The organism is Paracoccus zhejiangensis (assembly GCF_002847445.1).
Taxonomy (GTDB): domain Bacteria; phylum Pseudomonadota; class Alphaproteobacteria; order Rhodobacterales; family Rhodobacteraceae; genus Paracoccus; species Paracoccus zhejiangensis.
The window spans coordinates 548426-566079 of the sequence record NZ_CP025430.1; the positions used below are offsets into that span (position 1 = coordinate 548426).

Annotated in this window: 16 protein-coding genes; 13 read left to right on the top strand and 3 right to left on the bottom strand. The window is 67.2% G+C overall.

The window, feature by feature from the left end; all coding sequences use genetic code 11:
- Window positions 1-105 precede the first annotated feature (105 nt).
- The gene (locus CX676_RS02780) at window positions 106-2415 is read left to right on the top strand and encodes a Tex family protein (RefSeq protein WP_101751254.1); all 2310 of its coding nucleotides are present in this window, start codon (window positions 106-108) and stop codon (window positions 2413-2415) included.
- Window positions 2412-3002 carry a nucleotidyltransferase family protein gene (locus tag CX676_RS02785; protein ID WP_157935831.1) on the top strand — a complete coding sequence of 197 codons (591 nt, stop codon included), beginning with the start codon at window positions 2412-2414 and terminating at the stop codon, window positions 3000-3002. The genes CX676_RS02780 and CX676_RS02785 overlap by 4 nt, the downstream gene beginning before the upstream one ends.
- Before the next feature lie 63 nt (window positions 3003-3065).
- Here CX676_RS02785 and CX676_RS02790 read toward each other — a convergent pair whose 3' ends face one another.
- The 3 genes from CX676_RS02790 to CX676_RS02800 form a co-directional block, all read right to left on the bottom strand.
- Window positions 3066-4436 carry an aspartate aminotransferase family protein gene (locus CX676_RS02790; RefSeq protein ID WP_101751256.1) on the bottom strand — a complete coding sequence of 457 codons (1371 nt, stop codon included), beginning with the start codon at window positions 4434-4436 and terminating at the stop codon, window positions 3066-3068.
- 212 nt (window positions 4437-4648) lie between these two features.
- Window positions 4649-6097: an NAD-dependent succinate-semialdehyde dehydrogenase gene (locus tag CX676_RS02795; RefSeq protein WP_101751257.1), complete on the bottom strand. Its 1449-nt coding sequence runs from the start codon at window positions 6095-6097 to the stop codon at window positions 4649-4651.
- A gap of 305 nt (window positions 6098-6402) precedes the next feature.
- The gene (locus CX676_RS02800; protein WP_101754103.1) at window positions 6403-6882 is read right to left on the bottom strand and encodes an Lrp/AsnC family transcriptional regulator; all 480 of its coding nucleotides are present in this window, start codon (window positions 6880-6882) and stop codon (window positions 6403-6405) included.
- A 28-nt stretch (window positions 6883-6910) separates the two neighbouring features.
- On the opposite strand from CX676_RS02800, the gene ehuR reads away from it, so the two are divergent.
- From ehuR to CX676_RS02855, 11 genes are all read left to right on the top strand, one after another.
- Window positions 6911-8320: a MocR-like ectoine utilization transcription factor EhuR gene (gene ehuR, locus CX676_RS02805; RefSeq protein WP_198590266.1), complete on the top strand. Its 1410-nt coding sequence runs from the start codon at window positions 6911-6913 to the stop codon at window positions 8318-8320.
- Between the two features lie 183 nt (window positions 8321-8503).
- On the top strand, window positions 8504-9514 hold the full coding sequence (locus CX676_RS02810; RefSeq protein WP_101751259.1) for a TRAP transporter substrate-binding protein: 1011 nt from the start codon (window positions 8504-8506) through the stop codon (window positions 9512-9514).
- A gap of 111 nt (window positions 9515-9625) precedes the next feature.
- Window positions 9626-10219, top strand: coding sequence for a TRAP transporter small permease (locus tag CX676_RS02815; RefSeq protein ID WP_232816687.1), 594 nt, complete (start codon window positions 9626-9628; stop codon window positions 10217-10219).
- Window positions 10220-10222: 3 nt separating this feature from the next.
- On the top strand, window positions 10223-11509 hold the full coding sequence (locus CX676_RS02820) for a TRAP transporter large permease (protein WP_101751261.1): 1287 nt from the start codon (window positions 10223-10225) through the stop codon (window positions 11507-11509).
- A 9-nt stretch (window positions 11510-11518) separates the two neighbouring features.
- Window positions 11519-11962: a universal stress protein gene (locus tag CX676_RS02825; protein WP_101751262.1), complete on the top strand. Its 444-nt coding sequence runs from the start codon at window positions 11519-11521 to the stop codon at window positions 11960-11962.
- Between the two features lies 1 nt (window position 11963).
- Window positions 11964-12683: a maleate cis-trans isomerase family protein gene (locus CX676_RS02830; protein WP_101751263.1), complete on the top strand. Its 720-nt coding sequence runs from the start codon at window positions 11964-11966 to the stop codon at window positions 12681-12683.
- Window positions 12677-13630 (top strand): hydroxyectoine utilization dehydratase EutB, encoded by a 954-nt coding sequence (eutB, locus tag CX676_RS02835; RefSeq protein ID WP_101751264.1) that lies wholly within the window; start codon window positions 12677-12679, stop codon window positions 13628-13630. The genes CX676_RS02830 and eutB overlap by 7 nt, the downstream gene beginning before the upstream one ends.
- Entirely contained in the window at window positions 13627-14586 is a 960-nt protein-coding gene (locus tag CX676_RS02840; RefSeq protein ID WP_101751265.1) for a cyclodeaminase, read from the top strand. The genes eutB and CX676_RS02840 overlap by 4 nt, the downstream gene beginning before the upstream one ends.
- Window positions 14587-14595: 9 nt before the next feature.
- On the top strand, window positions 14596-15792 hold the full coding sequence (gene doeA, locus CX676_RS02845) for an ectoine hydrolase DoeA (RefSeq protein WP_101751266.1): 1197 nt from the start codon (window positions 14596-14598) through the stop codon (window positions 15790-15792).
- A complete protein-coding gene (gene doeB, locus CX676_RS02850; protein WP_101751267.1) occupies window positions 15789-16781 on the top strand; it encodes a N(2)-acetyl-L-2,4-diaminobutanoate deacetylase DoeB in 993 nt (330 codons plus the stop codon). The genes doeA and doeB overlap by 4 nt, the downstream gene beginning before the upstream one ends.
- Before the next feature lie 60 nt (window positions 16782-16841).
- A complete protein-coding gene (locus CX676_RS02855; RefSeq protein WP_101751268.1) occupies window positions 16842-17654 on the top strand; it encodes a TolB family protein in 813 nt (270 codons plus the stop codon).

Consider the following 17654-nt stretch of genomic DNA (forward strand, 5'->3'; position numbering starts at 1 on the left):
AGGCTTCGCTGCGATGGCGCCTAAGCGTCACCCCCGCCGCAACTCCGTGTTGCCGCCCCGGCGCTGGCTGATTATCACGGACTTCCGACAGATGGAGAGCCCACCGTGACCCAGACCGCCGCCCATATCGCCCGCGTCATCGCGCAAGAGATCGCCGCCAGCCCGGCGCAGGTTGCCGCGGCGGCGACGCTCTTGGACGAGGGGGCGACCGTGCCCTTCGTCGCGCGCTATCGCAAGGAGGTGACCGGCGGGCTGGATGACACGCAGCTGCGGACGCTGGCCGAGCGGCTGGCCTACCTGCGCGAGCTCGAGGCGCGGCGCGAGGCGATCCTGAAATCCATTCGCGAGCAGGGCAAGCTGACCGATGACCTGACGCGCGCCATCGCCCAGGCCGAGACCAAGGCGGGTCTGGAAGATATCTACCTGCCGTTCAAGCCCAAGCGCCGCACCAAGGCGATGATCGCGCGCGAGAACGGTCTGGAGCCGCTGCTGCGCGCCATCATGGACCAGCGGGCAGTGGCACCGGAAACCCATGCCGAAGCCTACCTGACCGAGGCCGTGCCGACGGTAAAGGACGCGCTGACCGGCGCGCGGGACATCCTGACCGAGGAGCTGTCGGAACGTGCGGACCTGCTGGGCAAGCTGCGCGATTTCATGCGGCGCGAGGCTTTCGTCGTCTCGAAGGTGATCGAGGGCAAGGAGGCCGCGGGGGCCAAGTTCGCCGATTACTTCGACCAGCGCGAGAAATGGGCCGACATCCCCTCGCACCGGGCGCTGGCCATCCTGCGCGCGGCCAAGGAAGAGATCGTCACCATCGAGGTCGCCCCGGAGGCCGAGACCGGCGTGCCGCAGGCCATCGCCATGATCGCGGCCTCGCTTGGCACCGCCGGCGATACGCCCGGCGATCGCTGGCTGCGCGCGGCGGCGGACTGGGCCTGGCGGGTCAAGTTCTCGCTGACGCTTTACATCGACCTTTTGGGCGAATTGCGCCAGCGCGCGCACGAGGCGGCGATCACCGTCTTTTCGCGCAATCTCAAGGACCTGCTGCTGGCGGCGCCGGCCGGTGCCAAGGCGACGCTGGGGCTGGACCCCGGCATCCGGACCGGGGTGAAATGCGCGGTGGTGGACAAGACCGGCAAGCTGCTGGAAACCGCGACGATCTATCCCTTCCAGCCGCGCATGGATGTTCGCGGGGCCGAGGCCACGCTGATCCAGCTGATCGCGAAGCATGGCGTCGAACTGGTCGCCATCGGCAATGGCACCGCCAGCCGCGAGACCGAGAAGCTGGTCGGCGACACGCTGCGGCTCTTGCCGCAGGGGGTGAAGGCACCGACGCGGGTGGTGGTGTCCGAAGCCGGGGCCTCGGTCTATTCCGCCTCGGAACTGGCAGCCAGGGAATTCCCGGGTCTCGACGTCTCGCTGCGCGGTGCAGTCTCGATTGCCCGGCGCTTGCAGGACCCCCTGGCGGAACTGGTGAAGATCACCCCGCAATCGATCGGCGTCGGGCAATACCAGCATGACGTGGACCAGCGCAGCCTGTCGCGCGCGCTGGACGCGGTGGTCGAGGATGCGGTGAACGCGGTGGGCGTGGATCTAAACACCGCCTCGGCCCCGCTTCTGGCGCAGGTCGCGGGTCTGGGGCCGTCGCTGGCGGAGTCGATCGTGCTTTACCGCGAGGAACATGGCTCCTTCCCCTCGCGCAAGACGCTCTTGAAGGTCTCGGGCCTTGGTCCCAAGGCCTTCGAGCAATGCGCGGGCTTCCTGCGCATCCGCGACGGGGCCGAGCCGCTGGACGCATCGTCCGTCCATCCCGAGGCCTACGAGGTCGCGCGCCGGATCGTCTCGGCCTGTGGCCGGGACCTGCGACAGATCGTCGGCACGGCGGGGGCGCTGAACGCGCTCCGCGCCGAGGATTTCGTCACCGGAAGCTTCGGCCTGCCCACGGTGCGCGACATTTTCCGCGAGCTGGAAAAGCCCGGTCGCGACCCTCGGCCCGAGTTCAAGACGGCGAAGTTCTCGGAGGGCGTCGAGGAGATCAAGGACCTGAAACCCGGGATGCGGCTGGAAGGCACCGTCACCAATGTCGCGGCCTTCGGTGCCTTCGTTGATATCGGCGTGCATCAGGACGGGCTGGTGCATGTCAGCCAGCTGGCCGACCGTTTCGTCAAGGACCCCCATGAGGTGGTCAAGGCGGGCGATGTCGTGCAGGTCCGCGTGACCGAGGTCGACATTGCCCGCAAGCGTATCGGGTTGACCATGCGCAAGGATGGCGGCGCCTCGCAGGAGAAGCCCGCCGACCGGGGGCAGCCATCGCGGCAGGGCGGCAAGCCCAAGGGTGCGGCACCGAAAGGCACGAAACCGGATGCCCCCGGTGGGCTCGGCGCGGCGCTGCTCGAGGCGATGAAGAAGCGGTGACCGGGTCCGGCGCGATGGAAGGCACAGCCCACCCGCCGAAGCGCACCGGCCTGCTGCTCGCCGCCGGCGCTTCGCGCCGCTTTGGCCCCGAGGACAAGCTACTGGCCCCCTTCGCGGGTCGGCCGCTTCTGTCCCATGCTGCCGCAGCCATGCGCGCGGCGGCGCTGGACCGCCGCATCGCCGTGGTCAGTTCCGCCGAAACCGCCGCGCTTCTGGACGGGTTCGAGGTCATCCGCATCGCGCAGGGCGAACAATCCGACAGCCTGCGCGCGGGCATTGCCGCCGCAGGGACGCCCGACCGCCTGCTGATCGCGCTTGGCGACATGCCGCTGGTCAGCGCCGAACTGCTGGATCGTGTCATCGCCGCCTGCACCGACGACCATGCATCGGCCGGCCGCGAGGCGAATGGCCCGCCCATGCCGCCCGCCTGCTTTCCCGCAAGCTGGCTGCCGCGCCTTGCCGAGTTGACGGGCGACCAAGGGGCAGGGCGCCTCTTGCGCGACTTGCCCGCAGGCCAGATCATCGATGCGTCAGGACAACTCCCCGACATCGACACGCCCGAGGCGCTGCGCAAGCTGTCCCGGTAAACCACATTCACCTGGTCCATATATCCCGGGGCCCGGGGCAGCGCCCCGGTCCGACGGCGGCAATTACCCCAACACTTCCGCAATCGCCTCGCTCGTGACCTCGACGATCTGATCCGCCTCCTCCCGCGTCAGGCACAAGGGGGGCGCAAAGCCCAGGACGTCGCCCTGCGGCATCGCCCGCGCGATCACCCCGCGCCGCAGCATCGCCGCCACGACCTTGGCACCGATCCCCTGCGCCGGCTCAAAGAACTGCCGCCCTTCGCGGTCGGCCACCAGTTCCACCGCACACAGCATCCCCTCGCCGCGCACCTCGCCGACATTCGGATGATCGCCGACCGCCGCACGCATGGCGGCGTTCAGATAGGCCCCGGTCTCGCCGGCATTCTGCACCAGCCCCAGCTTGTCAATCAGCTTCAGGTTGGCGATCCCCGCCGCCGCACCGATGGGATGGGCGGAATAGGTCCAGCCATGGCCCAGCACGCCATTCTCATCGGTGCCGCGCGCCAGCACCTCCCACATGCGGTTCCCGACAATGGTCGCCGACAGCGGCGCATAGGCCGAGGTCAGGCCCTTGGCGCAGGTGATGAGGTCGGGCTTCAGGCCATAGTGATCGCTGCCGAACATCGACCCCAGCCGTCCGAAACCCGTCACCACCTCGTCGGCGATCAGCAGGATGTCGTGGCGGTCGAGCACCTTCTGGATCGCCGGCCAGTAACCCGCAGGCGGGGGCACGATGCCGCCGGTGCCCAGAACCGGCTCGCCGATGAAGGCGGCGATAGTGTCGGCCCCCTCGGCGGCGATCAGCGCCTCCAGCCGCTCGACGCAATGGGCGACGAAATCCGCCTCGCTCATCGTCAGCTCGGGGCGGCGGAAGTGATAGGGCGCCTCGGTATGAATGACCTGCGCCAGCGGCAGGTCGAATTTCTTGTGGAACAGCTCCAGCCCGGTCAGCGAGCCGGTCATCAGCCCCGAGCCGTGATAGCCCCGCCAGCGGCTGATGATCTTCTTCTTCGCGGGCCGGCCGAGGATGTTGTTGTAATACCAGATCAGTTTGATGTTGGTCTCGTTGGCATCCGAGCCGCCCAAGCCGAAATAGACCCGCGCCATGCCCTCGGGCGCGCGGTCCATGACCATCTTCGCAAGGGTGATGTTCGCCTCGGACCCGTGACCGGCATAGGCGTGGTAATAGGCCAGCTCATGCGCCTGTTTCGCTATGGCGTCGGCGATCTCGGTCCGGCCATAGCCGACATTCACGCAATAAAGCCCGGCAAAGCCATCGAGCAGCCGGTTGCCGTCGCGGTCGGTGATGAAGACGCCCTCGCCGCCCTTGATGATCCGCTGCGGCGCCTCGCCCCGGGCGAATTGCCCCAGCGCGGTCGAGGGGTGGAAGAAGCTCTCGCGGTCCCATTTCGCCAGTTCGTCATTCGTCAGCATGTCGGTTTCCTTTCGGGGTCATCTTGCGCGACCAGAGGGCCAGCGCCTGTCCGTGGGGTGGCGCCGCAACGGATCGTCGGCGCGGTTTATGGTGCAAAGGCCCTCTCTTGCCTGAACTCAGGGACAGCGGCACCCAAGCGCCAGCCCACCAGGACGGGCAGGCGCTGGTCCGGGCGGGCTTCGCCCTTGTTCCCGGGCCGGTGTCGCGTTGCTCAACCCCAGTCGCGGCAGACATATTTGATCTCGGTGAAGGCTTCCAAACCCTGCCGCGCGCCCTCGCGGCCCAGCCCCGACTGCTTCATCCCGCCAAAGGGGATCGGCGCGCCGGTGACCTTGGTTCGGTTCACCGCGACCATGCCGTAGTGCAGCGCCCGGGTGAGACGGTAGATGCGGCGCGGGTCGAGGCTGTGGAGATACGCGATGAGCCCGTATTCGCTGGCATTGGCGCGGGTGATCACCTCGGCCTCATCCTCGAAGGGGGACAGCGCGGCGACCGGGCCGAAGGTCTCCTGGCGCATGATCGCTGCCGCGTCGGGCACATCCGCCAGAACGGTCGGGCGGAAGAACAGTGGGCCAAGCGCCTCGTCCACCCTGCCGCCGGTCAAGAGCCGCGCGCCGTGTGACAGCGCATCCTCGACATGGGCGATCTGCTTGGCGATCTGGCGCTCATGGATCAGCGGGCCGAGATCGGGGTCATCCATCCCATGCCCGAGCGTCAGCGTCTCGACCGCTGCGGTGAAGCGGGCGCAGAACTCTGCATAGATCGGGCGATGGATATAGAATCGGTTCGCGCCGAGGCAATCCTGCCCCGAGGTGGCGAATTTCGCCTTCACCGCCTCGGCCACCGCCCGGTCCAGGTCGGCACCCTTGAAGACGATGAAGGGGGCGTGGCCGCCCAGTTCCAGCACCAGCCGCTTCACCGTGTCCGCCGACTGGCGATAGAGAAGCCGCCCGACCTCGGTCGAGCCGGTGAAGGACAGGGCGCGGACGCGGGCATCCGCCGTCCATGCGCCGACGATGGTCGCAGCATCGCCGATGACGGTATTCACCACGCCGCCGGGAAAGCCCGCGCGCCGCGCCAGTTCGGCCAGCGCCAGCGCCGAGAGCGGCGTTTCGGCCGAGGGATGGATGACCACGGTGCAGCCCGCGCCAAGCGCCGCCGCCGCCTTGCGCGTGATCATGGCGCAGGGGAAATTCCACGGCGTGATCAGCGCGGCGACGCCCACCGGCTCGCGCCACAACTCCATCTCGGCGTCCTGCAAGTGGCTGGTGACGCCCTCGATATTCGGGCGCAGTGCCTCCTCGGCATAGAACTGCACGAAGCTCGCGGCATAATCGATTTCGCCCCGCGCCTCGCCGATGGGCTTGCCCTGTTCGGCCACCATGATCCGCGCCAGGTCCTCTTTCGCCTGAAGGATCAGCCCGTGCCAGCGATGCAGGATCTCGGCCCGATGCTGGGGCAGCAGCGTCGACCAGCCGGTGAAGGCGACCTCGGCTGCATCGACCGCAGCCCGCGCGCCCGCCGCATCGCTGATGGCGACCTGTGCCACCAGATCACCGGTCGCCGGGTCGCGCACCGCCAGCCGCCCATGGCCCGCAAAATCGCCGGTCAGGTTCAGCAGATCCGGATCGGCCAGTTTCGCCTTGGGTTCGTCCAGCATCGCATCCCTCCCTGTTGCGGGAAGGATGCGGGTGGACGGGCAGGGGATTTCGCTGATTGTTGGGCGGCGGGCAGAGGATTTCTCTTTTTCCGCCACGACCGAAGAGAGGAAAACTCGGGTGGCAGGGCAGACCCGGCCCGGAGCAAGGCACGAAGTGCCGCCGGGCCTGCGGCCTGCCGTCCGGGCGGCTGGCCGCATTGGTGGCCATCAACGCCGAACAGCCGTTCGATATACTGGCACCATAAACCGCGTCGCACAGTCGCCTCAGCGGCCATCCACGGCAGACCGCAGGCCCTACGCCGCACTTACCCGCCCAGCAACCCCAGCGCCGGTGGTCCGTCCTTCACCGGCTTCGTCACGATATAGCTGAAATAGCGCCGCACCCCGGCGCGGCTTTCCAGCATCCCGTCCATCAGGTCCTGAAACGCCGCCACGTCGCGCGCGATCACCTGCATCAGATAGTCATGACCGCCGCCGATCGCCCAGCAGCCGGTCACCTGATCCATGCGCGCCACCACCCGCTCGAAGGTCTGGAAGCTTTCGGCCTTGTGGCTGTCCAGTTCGACGGTGACGAAGATCTGCACGTGTGGTCCGAGCAGGGTCAGGTCGATCTCGGCGCGATAGCCTCGGATCAGCCCGGCCTGTTCCAGCCGCTTCATCCGCTCCCAGCAGGGCGTGGGCGAGAGGTTCACCCGCGCCGCCAGTTCGGTCTTGGCGATGCGACCCTCGCGCGCGAGGACGGCAAGGATGGCGATGTCACGATCGTCAAGGCGGGTCTGGGTCATCTGGCCATCTGCCGGTCAAGGCTTCGCTTTGTCAATTCTGGACAAGGACCTGCGCCGGGGCGACACTCGGTCCATGTCGCATTGGCCGTTGACCCGTTCTGACATCACCCGCCCGGCCTATCGCAGTCTGGCGCAGGGCATTGCCGCGGCCATCGATGCGGGGAACCTGCGCCCCGGCGACCGGCTGCCGCCGCATCGGGATCTGGCCTGGAAGCTGGGCGTCTCGGTCCAGACCGTCAGCCGCGCCTATGAGGAACTGATCCGGGCCGACCTGATCTCGGGGCAGGTGGGGCGGGGCAGTTTCGTGAAATCCGGCCCGCGCGAGGTGGTCGAGGTGCCGTGGTATCGCGCGCCCGAGGGTCGCCAGCCGATCGACCTGTCGATGATGACCCCGGTCAGCCTGCCGTTGATCGCCGAGGCCTGGCGCGACAGCCTGAACCGGCTGGCCGACCGGCTGCCCGACCCGGCCATGCTGTCCTTTCGTCCGCGCCAGACCATGACCCGCTATGCTGGCATGGCGGCGGGCTGGCTGGCGCGCTGCGGCATGGTGGTGCCGTCGCAGCGTATCCTGATCACCAATGGCACCACGCCCGCGATGTTCGTGGCGCTGATGACGGCGGTGAAGCCGGGCGAGATCATCGCCACCGAAAGCTCGACCTGCCACACGCTGAAGCCGGCGGCGCAATACCTGCACGCCCAGCTGCGCGGCATCGAGGGCGACGAGCGCGGCATGCTGCCCGAGGCGCTGCTGGCGGCGGCGCGTGCCTCGGCCGGGCGGATGACGGCGGTGTTCCTGTTGCCCTCGGGTGCCGGTCCCTTCGCCCGGATCATCGACCGCGAGCGGCGCGAGGTGCTGGCCGAGGCTGCGGCGCTGGCCGGGCTGACGATCCTCGAGAACGATGCCACCGGCCCGGTCTCGCCGCGCCGCCCGCCGCCGGTGTCGAGCTTCGCCCCCGAGCGCAGTTTCTATTTCACCGGCCTGTCGAAAAGCCTGTCGCCCGGCTTGCGTCTGGGGTTCCTCGTCATGCCCGAGCGTCAGGCGCGGCAGGCGCTGAACCGGCATCTGTCGATCTCTTGGATGACCACGCCCCTGATGGCCGAGATCGCCAAGGACTGGATCGAGAGCGGCATCGCCGACCGGCTTCTGGAGGCGCAGCGGGCGGAACTGTCGGCGCGCAACCGTCTGGCACAGCGGCTTCTCTCCGGGGCAGGGCAGGGCTTTCCGCATGGGCTGCACCGCTGGCTGCCCTTGCCCGAGGACAGCGACGAACGCGCGCTGCTGGCCGATGCGCTGGAACAGGATGTGGCGCTGGCGCCCGGCGCGGGCTTTGCCGTCACCGACACCACCCCGGCGCTGCGTGTCTCGCTTGGCGGGGCCAGCCTGCCCGATCTCGAACAGGGGCTGACAACGCTGGCACGGCTGCTGCCGGCGGGCTGAAACCGCTTTTTCAGTGGGCAGGGGCATCCTCGAAAATTGTCATGATTTAATATAAAAATTGACTTGTAATTTTCCGGGCGCATGTTCTGGGGCCAGCCAGATCGGGCGAAAACCGGCCCGAATCCTGCAAACCAGAGGCGCGCACCGGCTTCGGATGCGCTGCCCAGAACAGGAGGAAAAACCATGCATTACAAGGCTCTTACCGCTGTCAGTCTGACCGCGCTGATCCTCGGCGCAGGAGCGGCCGCTGCCGATACCTGGCGCTATGCCTTCGAGGAGGCGATGGAGGAGGTTCAGGGCAAATACGCCCAGAAGTTCAAGGAAGAGGTCGAGGCCAATTCCGACCACGAGGTGCAATTGTTCCCCTTCGGCACGCTGGGGGAAAGCGCCGATATCATGGAACAGGCGCAATCGGGCATCCTGCAATTCGTCGACCAATCGCCCGGCTTTACCGGTGCGCTGATCCCCGAGGCGCAGGTGTTCTTCGTGCCCTATCTCTTGCCCGCCGATCAGGATCAGCTGGTCAGCTTCTTCCGCAATTCCAAGGCCATCCACGAGCTGTTCCCGCCGCTCTATGCCGAGCAGGGGCTGGAACTGCTGACCATGTTCCCCGAGGGCGAGGTGATGATGACCACCACCGAAGCGGTCGCCAGTCCCGAGGATCTGAACGAGGTGAAGTTCCGGGTGATGACCAACCCGCTGCTGGTCGAAAGCTACAAGGCCTTCGGTGCCACGCCGACGCCGCTGCCCTGGGGCGAGGTCTATGGCGCGCTGCAAACCGGCATCATTCAGGGGCAGGAAAACCCCGCCTTCTTCATCGAATCGACCAAGATGTACGAGGTGACCGATCACCTGACCCGCGCCGGGCATAATAATTTCACCACCGCGGTCATGGCGAACAAGGAGTTCTTTGACGGCCTCAGCGATGAGGACAAGACCGTCATCCAGAACGCCACTGCCGCCGCCTTTGACTATATCATCGAGTACCAGACCGGGCTGACCGAGGAATCGGTCGAGAAGATCCAGGCGGCCAAGCCCGAAATGACCGTCACCACCCTGACCGAGGAACAGCGCGCGCCCTTCAAGGCCACGGCCGAGGCGGTCGAGGCCAAGTTCCTCGAGATCGGCGGGTCGCAGGCGCAGGCCATTCTGGACCAGATGAAAGCCGATCTGGCCGCCGCTGCCGGCGGCTGATCCCTGACAGTGGCTCCGGCCTTCGGGCCGGGCCTGACCCGTCCTCTGACACACCACCACTCACGAGGCGACCCGATGACCCTGCACGACAAGCCCGCCGCTATCCCCGAGATGATCTCGGCCACCGATGACGATATCGACGATTCCCGCTATGTCTCGGGCCTGCCCGGGCCGCTGGGGGTGATCGATGTGGTGATCGCGCGGATCGAGGCGGTGCTGCTGGCGCTTGGCGTCTTGCTGATGGCCTTGAATACCATGGCCAATGTCGTCGGTCGCTATCTTCTCGGCGAAAGCATTTTCTTTTCCGAGGAGCTCAATCAGGCGCTGATCATCCTGATCACCTTTGCCGGCATCTCCTATGCCGCGCGGCACGGACGGCATATCCGCATGTCGGCCTTTTTCGACGCCGCGCCCTTTCCCCTGCGCAAGACCATGATGGTCGCCATCGCGGCAATTACCGCCGCGATGATGTTCCTGCTCAGCTGGTATTCCTTCGACTACCTCATGGCGCAGATGGGCCGGGGCCGGCTGTTACCGGCGCTGCAGATCCCGCAATGGTGGATCATCGTCTGGGTGCCGCTGGGGTTCCTGCTCACTGGCCTGCAATACGCGCTGACCGCGATCAAGAACCTGATCGACCGCGATGTCTGGCTGTCGACCTCGGTCATCGAGGGCTATGACGACAGCACCGAGGAGGAGGTCTGAGCCATGGCCTATGCCATCTTCGGTTCGATGATCGTGCTCTTGCTGATCGGTTTCCCGATGATGATCCCGCTGCTCATGGGCGCGCTGATCGGGTTCATCGCGCTTTTCGGTGGCTTCGGACAGCTGGACACGATGGTCCAGCAGATCCTCGCCGGCATCCGGCCCGCCAGCCTGATCGCCGTGCCGATGTTCATCTTCGCCGCCGACATCATGACGCGCGGCCAGTCGGCCAACCGCCTGATCGATCTGGTCATGGCCTTTGTCGGCCATATCCGGGGCGGGCTGGCGATCTCGACCGCCACGGCCTGTACGCTGTTCGGTGCGGTCTCGGGCTCGACACAGGCCACTGTCGTCGCCGTCGGCGGGCCGCTGAGGCCAAGGATGCTGAAGGCGGGCTACAATGACAGCTTCGTTCTGGCGCTGATCATCAATGCCTCGGATATCGCCTTCCTGATCCCGCCCTCGATCGGCATGATCATCTACGGCGTCGTCTCGGGCACCTCGATTTCCGAGCTGTTCATCGCCGGGATCGGGCCGGGGCTGCTGATCCTCGTGCTTTTCTCGATCTATTCCTACATCTACGCGCTCAGGAACAACGTTCCCACCGAACCCAAGGCCAGCTGGGCCGAGCGGGTGGCGGCGCTGCGCCGGGCGTTGTGGCCGCTGGGGTTTCCGCTGATCATCGTCGGCGGCATCTACGGCGGTATCTTCTCGCCGACCGAGGCCGCCGCTGCCTGCGTCCTCTACGCGCTGTTCCTGGAGATGGTGGTCTTTCGCGAGATGAACCTGCGCCAGCTGTACCAGACGGCCAAATCGACCGGCCTCATCACCGCCGTGGTCTTCATCCTCGTCGGGGCAGGGGCGGCCTTTTCCTATGTCATCAGCTTCGCGCAGATCCCGCAGGCGATCCTTGGCGGCATCGGCATCGACAGCATGGGGCCTTACGGCGTCCTTTTCACCATCTCGATCGCCTTCTTCATCGGCTGCATGTTCGTCGATCCGATCGTGGTGATCCTGATCCTCGTGCCGATCTTTGCCCCGGTGGTGAACTCGGTCGGGCTCGACCCGGTGCTGGTCGGCACCATCATCACCCTGCAGGTCGCCATCGGCAGCGCAACGCCACCCTTTGGCTGCGACATCTTCACCGCCATCGCCATCTTCAAGCGCCCCTATGCCGAGGTGGTGCGTGGCACGCCGCCCTTCATCATCATGCTGCTGGGCGTGTCGGTGGCGCTGATCTTCTTCCCGCAGATCGCGCTGTTCCTGCGTGACCTGGCCTTTGCGAAATAGGGGGCGGCGATGTTCCAGAAGATCCTGATCGCCTATGACGGCTCGGTCGGTGCCGAGCGCGCGCTGGAGAAGGCATCCGAATTGGCCAAGCTGACCGGCGCGGCGCTGGTCGTGCTGACTGTCTATCGCCACCATTCCATGCTCGAGGCCTCGATCTCGATGGTGCGCGGTGCGCTGGAGCCGGGCGGCAACCTGGACGCGGCCATGCGCGACACCGCCCGCAACGCTGCCGACTATGCCAAAAGCCATGCCAAGGATGCCGGTGTGGCGAAGGTGTCGGCCTTCATCAAGGCGGGGCAGCCCGCCCGCACCATCATCTCGGTCGCGACCGAGAAGGGCGCCGACCTGATCGTCGTCGGCTCGCGCGGCCTCGGCTCGACCGAGGGTTATCTTCTGGGATCGGTCAGTCACAAGGTGACGGGTCTTGCCGATTGTCCGGTGCTGGTGGTCTGAGATGCCCGCCCCGCTGCCCCCTGATCCGATCCGCCGCTTTGGCCTCATCGCGCTGGCCACGGACCTGACGACCGAACGCGACGCCGCCCGGTTGATGCCTGAGGGCACGGCGCTGCATGTCACCCGCATCGCCTTCGAGAACCCGACGACACCCGAGAACCTGCGTGCCACCGGCCCGCGCCTGCGCGATGCGGCGGCGCTGCTGGTGCCGGATGTGCCGCTGGCGGGGATCGGCTTTGCCTGCACCTCGGCCGGGGCGGTTCTGGGCGACGATCTGCCGGCGCTGATCGGTGACACCCGCGCGCCGATCTCTACGCCAGCGGGCGGGGCGGTGCGGGCGTTCCGGGCGATGGGCATCGAGAGGATCGCGCTGATGACGCCCTATCTGCCGGAAACCACCGTTCCGGTCGCGGGCTATTTCGAGGCACAGGGGATCGCGGTGGTGGCCAGCCGCTCGCTCGGCCATGCCGATGACCGCGACATGGCGCGGCTGGGGGATGAGGCGCTGATCGAGGCCGCGCTGGCGACCGACCATCCCGAGGCGGAGGCGCTGTTTCTCTCCTGCACCGCGCTCGCCGCGCTGGACGTCATCCCCCGGCTCGAGGCGCGACTGCAAAAGCCGGTGCTCTCGGCCAATCTGGCGCTCTACTGGTCGATGCTGGATCAGGCGGGCATCGCCGCCGCCGGCGCCTATCGGCTGATGTCGGTGCGGACATGGTGAGCCTCGAGGACATCCGCGCGGCGGAAGATCGCATCCGGGGGATGGTGCGGGTGACGCCGATCAAATCCTCCGCCAGCCTGTCGGCGCTGGCGGGCGGGTCGGTCTGGCTGAAAGGTGAGCACCAGCAACTGACCGGCGCCTTCAAGCTGCGCGGGGCCAGCAACGCGGTGGCGCGGCTGGGGGATGTGGCGGGTGTCACCACCGCCTCGACCGGCAATCATGGCCGCGCGCTGGCCCATGCGGCGCGGGCGCGCGGGCTGCCGGCGATCATCTGCGTCTCGTCCCTGGTGCCGCAGAACAAGCTGGACGCCATCGCCGCCTTGGGGGCCGAGGCGCGGGTGATCGGCGCCAGTCAGGACGCAGCCTTTGCCGAGGCCCGACGCTTGCAGCGCGACGAGGGCTTTGCCCTGATCCCGCCCTTCGACCATGCCGATGTGATCGCCGGCCAGGGCACGCTGGGGCTGGAGATTCTCGACCAGATCCCCGATGCGGCCGCGATTGCCGTGCCGCTGTCGGGTGGTGGCCTTCTGGCGGGCGTGGCGGCGGCGGCCAAGGCGCTGAACCCCGGCATCCGCATCATCGGCCTCAGCATGGAGCGGGGCGCGGCGATGGCCACGAGCCTTAAGGCCGGGCATCCGGTCGAGGTCGAGGAGGTTGAGACGCTGGCCGACAGCCTTGGCGGCGGTATCGGCCAGGGCAATCACCTGACTTTCCCGATGGTCCGCGACCTGATGGATGAGTTGATCCTTGTGACCGAGGCCGAGATCGCCGCCGGCATCCGCCATCTGGCGCTGGAGGATGGCGAGACGGTCGAAGGCGCGGCGGCGGTGGGGGCAGGGGCTGTGCTTGCCGGCAAGCTGCGCGCTACCGGCCCGATGGTCCTGATCCTCTCGGGCGGCAATATCGATCCGGCCCGCCACACCGCCATCGTGAAGGGCGAAACATGAGCGAGATCCTGATCCTGACCGAGACGCAGTTGCGTGAACGCATTCCTCTGGACGCGAGCCTGATCGACGTGATCGAAGCTGCCTTCGCCACGCTGGCCGGCGGCGAGGTGGTGATGCCGCCGATCCTGTCGATGCACCTGCCGCAGGCAAATGGCGAGGTCGATGTGAAAACCGCCTTCGTGCCCGGCCTGCCGGGCTTCGCGGTGAAGATTTCTCCCGGCTTCTTTGACAATCCCTCGAAGGGCCTGCCCTCGACCTCGGGGCTGATGGTGGTGCTCTCCTCCGCGACCGGGCGGGTTCAGGCGGTGCTCTTGGATAACGGCTACCTGACCGACCTGCGCACGGCGGCGGCGGGGGGCGTGGCGGTGCGGCATCTGGCGCGGGCCGATGCCAGCCGTGCCACCATCTTCGGCGCGGGGTTGCAGGCGCGGTTGCAGCTGCAAGCCCTGCGGCTGGTGCGCCCGATCACCGAGGCCACGATCTGGGCGCGTGATCCGGTCAAGGCCCGCGCGCTGGCCGTCGAGATGAGTGCCGAGGGTCTGCCCACCCGCGCCGAGGCCGACCCCGAAACCGCCGTGGCGACAGCGGATATCATCGTCACCACCACCCCCGCGACCACCCCGATCCTGCGCGCCGACTGGCTGCGTCCCGGCCAGCATGTGACCGCCATGGGCAGCGATCAGCCGGGCAAGAACGAACTGGACCCCCGCGCGCTGGACCGCGCCGATATCTATGTCGCCGACCGCCTCAGCCAGACCCGCGATCTGGGCGAGCTGCGCGCGGCGCTGGCCGCCGGGCTGATCGCCAGGGATGCCGCCTTCCCCGAGCTTGGCCAGATCATCGCCGGCCAGCATCCGGGGCGAAGCTCGCCCGACCAGATCACCATTGCCGACCTGACCGGCACCGGGGTTCAGGACACCGCCATCGCCAGCCACACGCTTTCCCTGTTTGCCTAGAGGTTTCCCATGCCCGAGTTGCAGCGCAGCACCGAACGTTTCCCCACCGCCGAATACGAGGCCCGCCTGACCCGCACCCGCGCCGCGATGGAGCAGGCCGGGCTGGACCTCTTGATCGTCAGCGACCCCTCGAACATGGCCTGGCTGACCGGCTATGACGGCTGGTCCTTCTATGTGCATCAGGCGGTGATCGTCGGCCCGGATGGCCCGCCCCTCTGGTTCGGGCGCGGGCAGGACGGCAATGGCGCGCTGCGCACCGTCTGGATGGGCGAGGCGAATATCATCGGCTATCCCGACCATTACGTCCAATCGACCGAGCGGCACCCGATGGACTACCTCTCCGCGCAGCTGACTGACCGGGGCTGGAACCGCGGCCGCATCGGCGTCGAGATGGACAATTACTGGTTTTCCGCCCGCGCCCATGAACGCCTGCAATCGGGCCTGCCCGATGCCGCCCTTGTCGACGCGACGGCCCTGGTCAACTGGCAGCGGGCGGTGAAATCCCCGGCGGAACTGTCCTATATGCGCAAGGCCGCCCGCATCGTCGAGCGGATGCACCGCCGCATCGCCGAGACGGTCGAGGTGGGGATGCGCAAATGCGATCTGGTGGCCGAGATCTACGATGCCGGGCTGCGCTTTGATCCGGCGACCGGGGTGGGCGGTGACTACCCGGCCATCGTGCCGCTGCTGCCCTCGGGCCCCGATGCCGCCGCCCCGCATCTCACCTGGGACGATCTGCCGATGCGCGCGAACGAGGGCACGTTCTTCGAGATCGCCGGCTGCTATCAGCGCTATCACTGCCCGCTGTCGCGCACGATCTTTCTGGGCAAGCCGCCCGCCGAGATGATCGAGGCGGAAAAGGCCGTGCTCGAGGGGATGGAGGCCGGGCTGGCCGCCGCGCGCGCCGGCAATACCTGCGAGGATATCGCCATCGCCTTCTTCACCGTGCTCGACCGTTACGGCATCGTGAAGGACAACCGCACCGGCTATCCGATCGGCCTCAGCTACCCGCCCGACTGGGGCGAGCGCACCATGTCGCTGCGCCGGGGCGACCGGACCGTGCTGCAGCCGGGCATGACCTTCCATTTCATGACCGGCCTCTGGATGGAGGATTGGGGCTACGAGACCACCGAGTCGATCCTGATCACCGAGGGCGCGCCCGAAACCTTCTGCGACCTGCCCCGGAAGATGCTGGTGAAAGCATGACGGCGAACCCGATCCGCCCGACCATTCCGCTCGATGCCCCCGGCAAGGCGCATGGCTTCCTGCGCCTGCCCTATAGCCGCAATGACAGCGCCTGGGGTTCGGTGATGATCCCGATCACCGTCATTGCGAACGGGCAGGGGCCGACGGCGCTTCTGACCGGGGCCAATCACGGCGATGAATACGAAGGTCCGATCGCATTGCAGCAGCTGGCCTGGGAGATCGAGCCGGAAGAGGTGACGGGGCGGATCATCCTCATCCCCTATCTGAACAGCCCGGCCTTTCGCGCCGGAACGCGGGTCAGCCCGATCGATCAGGTGAACCTGAACCGCGCCTTTCCCGGCAAGCCCGATGGCAGCCCCAGTCAGAAGATTGCCGATTATATTTGCAACACGCTGGTGCCGATGGCCGATGTGGTGCTGGACTACCATTCCGGCGGCAAGACGCTTGATTTCCTGCCCTTTGCCGCCGCGCATTATCTGGCGGACAAGACCCAGCAAGAGGCCTGCTTTGCCGCCGTCCGCGCCTTTGGTGCACCCTATTCGATGATGATGGTCGAGATCGACGCCGTGGGCATGTTCGACACGGCGGTCGAGGAACAGGGCAAGGTCTTCGTCACGACAGAACTTGGCGGCGGCGGCACGGCGACGGCGCGATCGGCAGAGATCGCCCTTCGCGGGGCAAAGAACGTCTTGCGCCATGCCGGCATCCTGTCGGGCGGGATCGAGCTTGCGGGGGGCAGCCGGATGCTCGACATGCCGGCGGATGACTGCTTCCATTTCGCCACGTGCGACGGGCTGGTGCAGTCGCTCGTCGATCTGGGCGATGCGGTCACCGCCGGCCAGCCCATCGCCCGCATCTGGCCCAAGGACCGCAGCGGCGTCGCACCCGAGGAGGTGCGGGCGAACCGCGACGGTTTGCTGGCCGCGCGGCATTTCCCCGGACTGGTGCAGGGCGGCGACTGTCTGGCGGTGATCGCGGTTCTGGTCTGAACCGTCTTGCCCCGCGCGCCGCAATCGGTCACCGCTGGACCGGACAGGCGGAGGGACGCGATGGGCTGGCGGTCGTCATTGGAGGTGCATCACCCGGCAAGCGGCGAGACCCGCGTGGTCCTGCAAAGCGACTTGCTGATCGAGGCACCGAACTGGCATCCCGAGGGCTGGTTTCTGGTCAATGGCGAAGGCCGGTTGTGGCGGGCGGGTGCGCAAGGCTTGACGCCCATCGATCTCGGCGGGCTGGATCGCTGCAACAACGATCACGGTTTCCTGCCCGATGGCCGGATCGTCTTTTCCTGTCACAACGATCAGGGCGCGGGGATTTACATCCTCGAGCCCGAAGGTCCGCGCGACCTGAAACTGCCCCGGCCCAGCTGGTGGCACGGGGCCAACGGGTCGCGCATCACCTATGCCTGCGCGCGGGGAGGTGACCGGGTGGTACGGGTGGCGGTGATGGATCTGGAGACCGGGGCCGAGACGGTGCTGACCCCCGGCATCGCCCATCATGACGGGCCGGATTTCGCGGCCTCTGGCCAGCATATCTGGTTCAATTCGGATGCCACGGGCCATGCCCAGATCTGGCGCATGGGCGTTGATGGCAGCGAGGCCGCGCCGGTCTTTCGCGATGAGAATGTGAACTGGTTTCCGCATCCCTCGCCCGACGGGCGGCGGGTGATCTATCTCGCCTATGCGCCCGGAACCGAGGGTCATCCGCGCGACCGCGATGTGGCGCTGTGGATCATGGATCAGGACGGCGGCAACCGCCGCAAGCTTTTCGATCTGTTCGGAGGGCAGGGCACGATCAACGTGCCCTGCTGGTCGCCCGATGGGCAAAGCTTCGCCTTCATGCGCTATGCCCCCGAGGCGTAG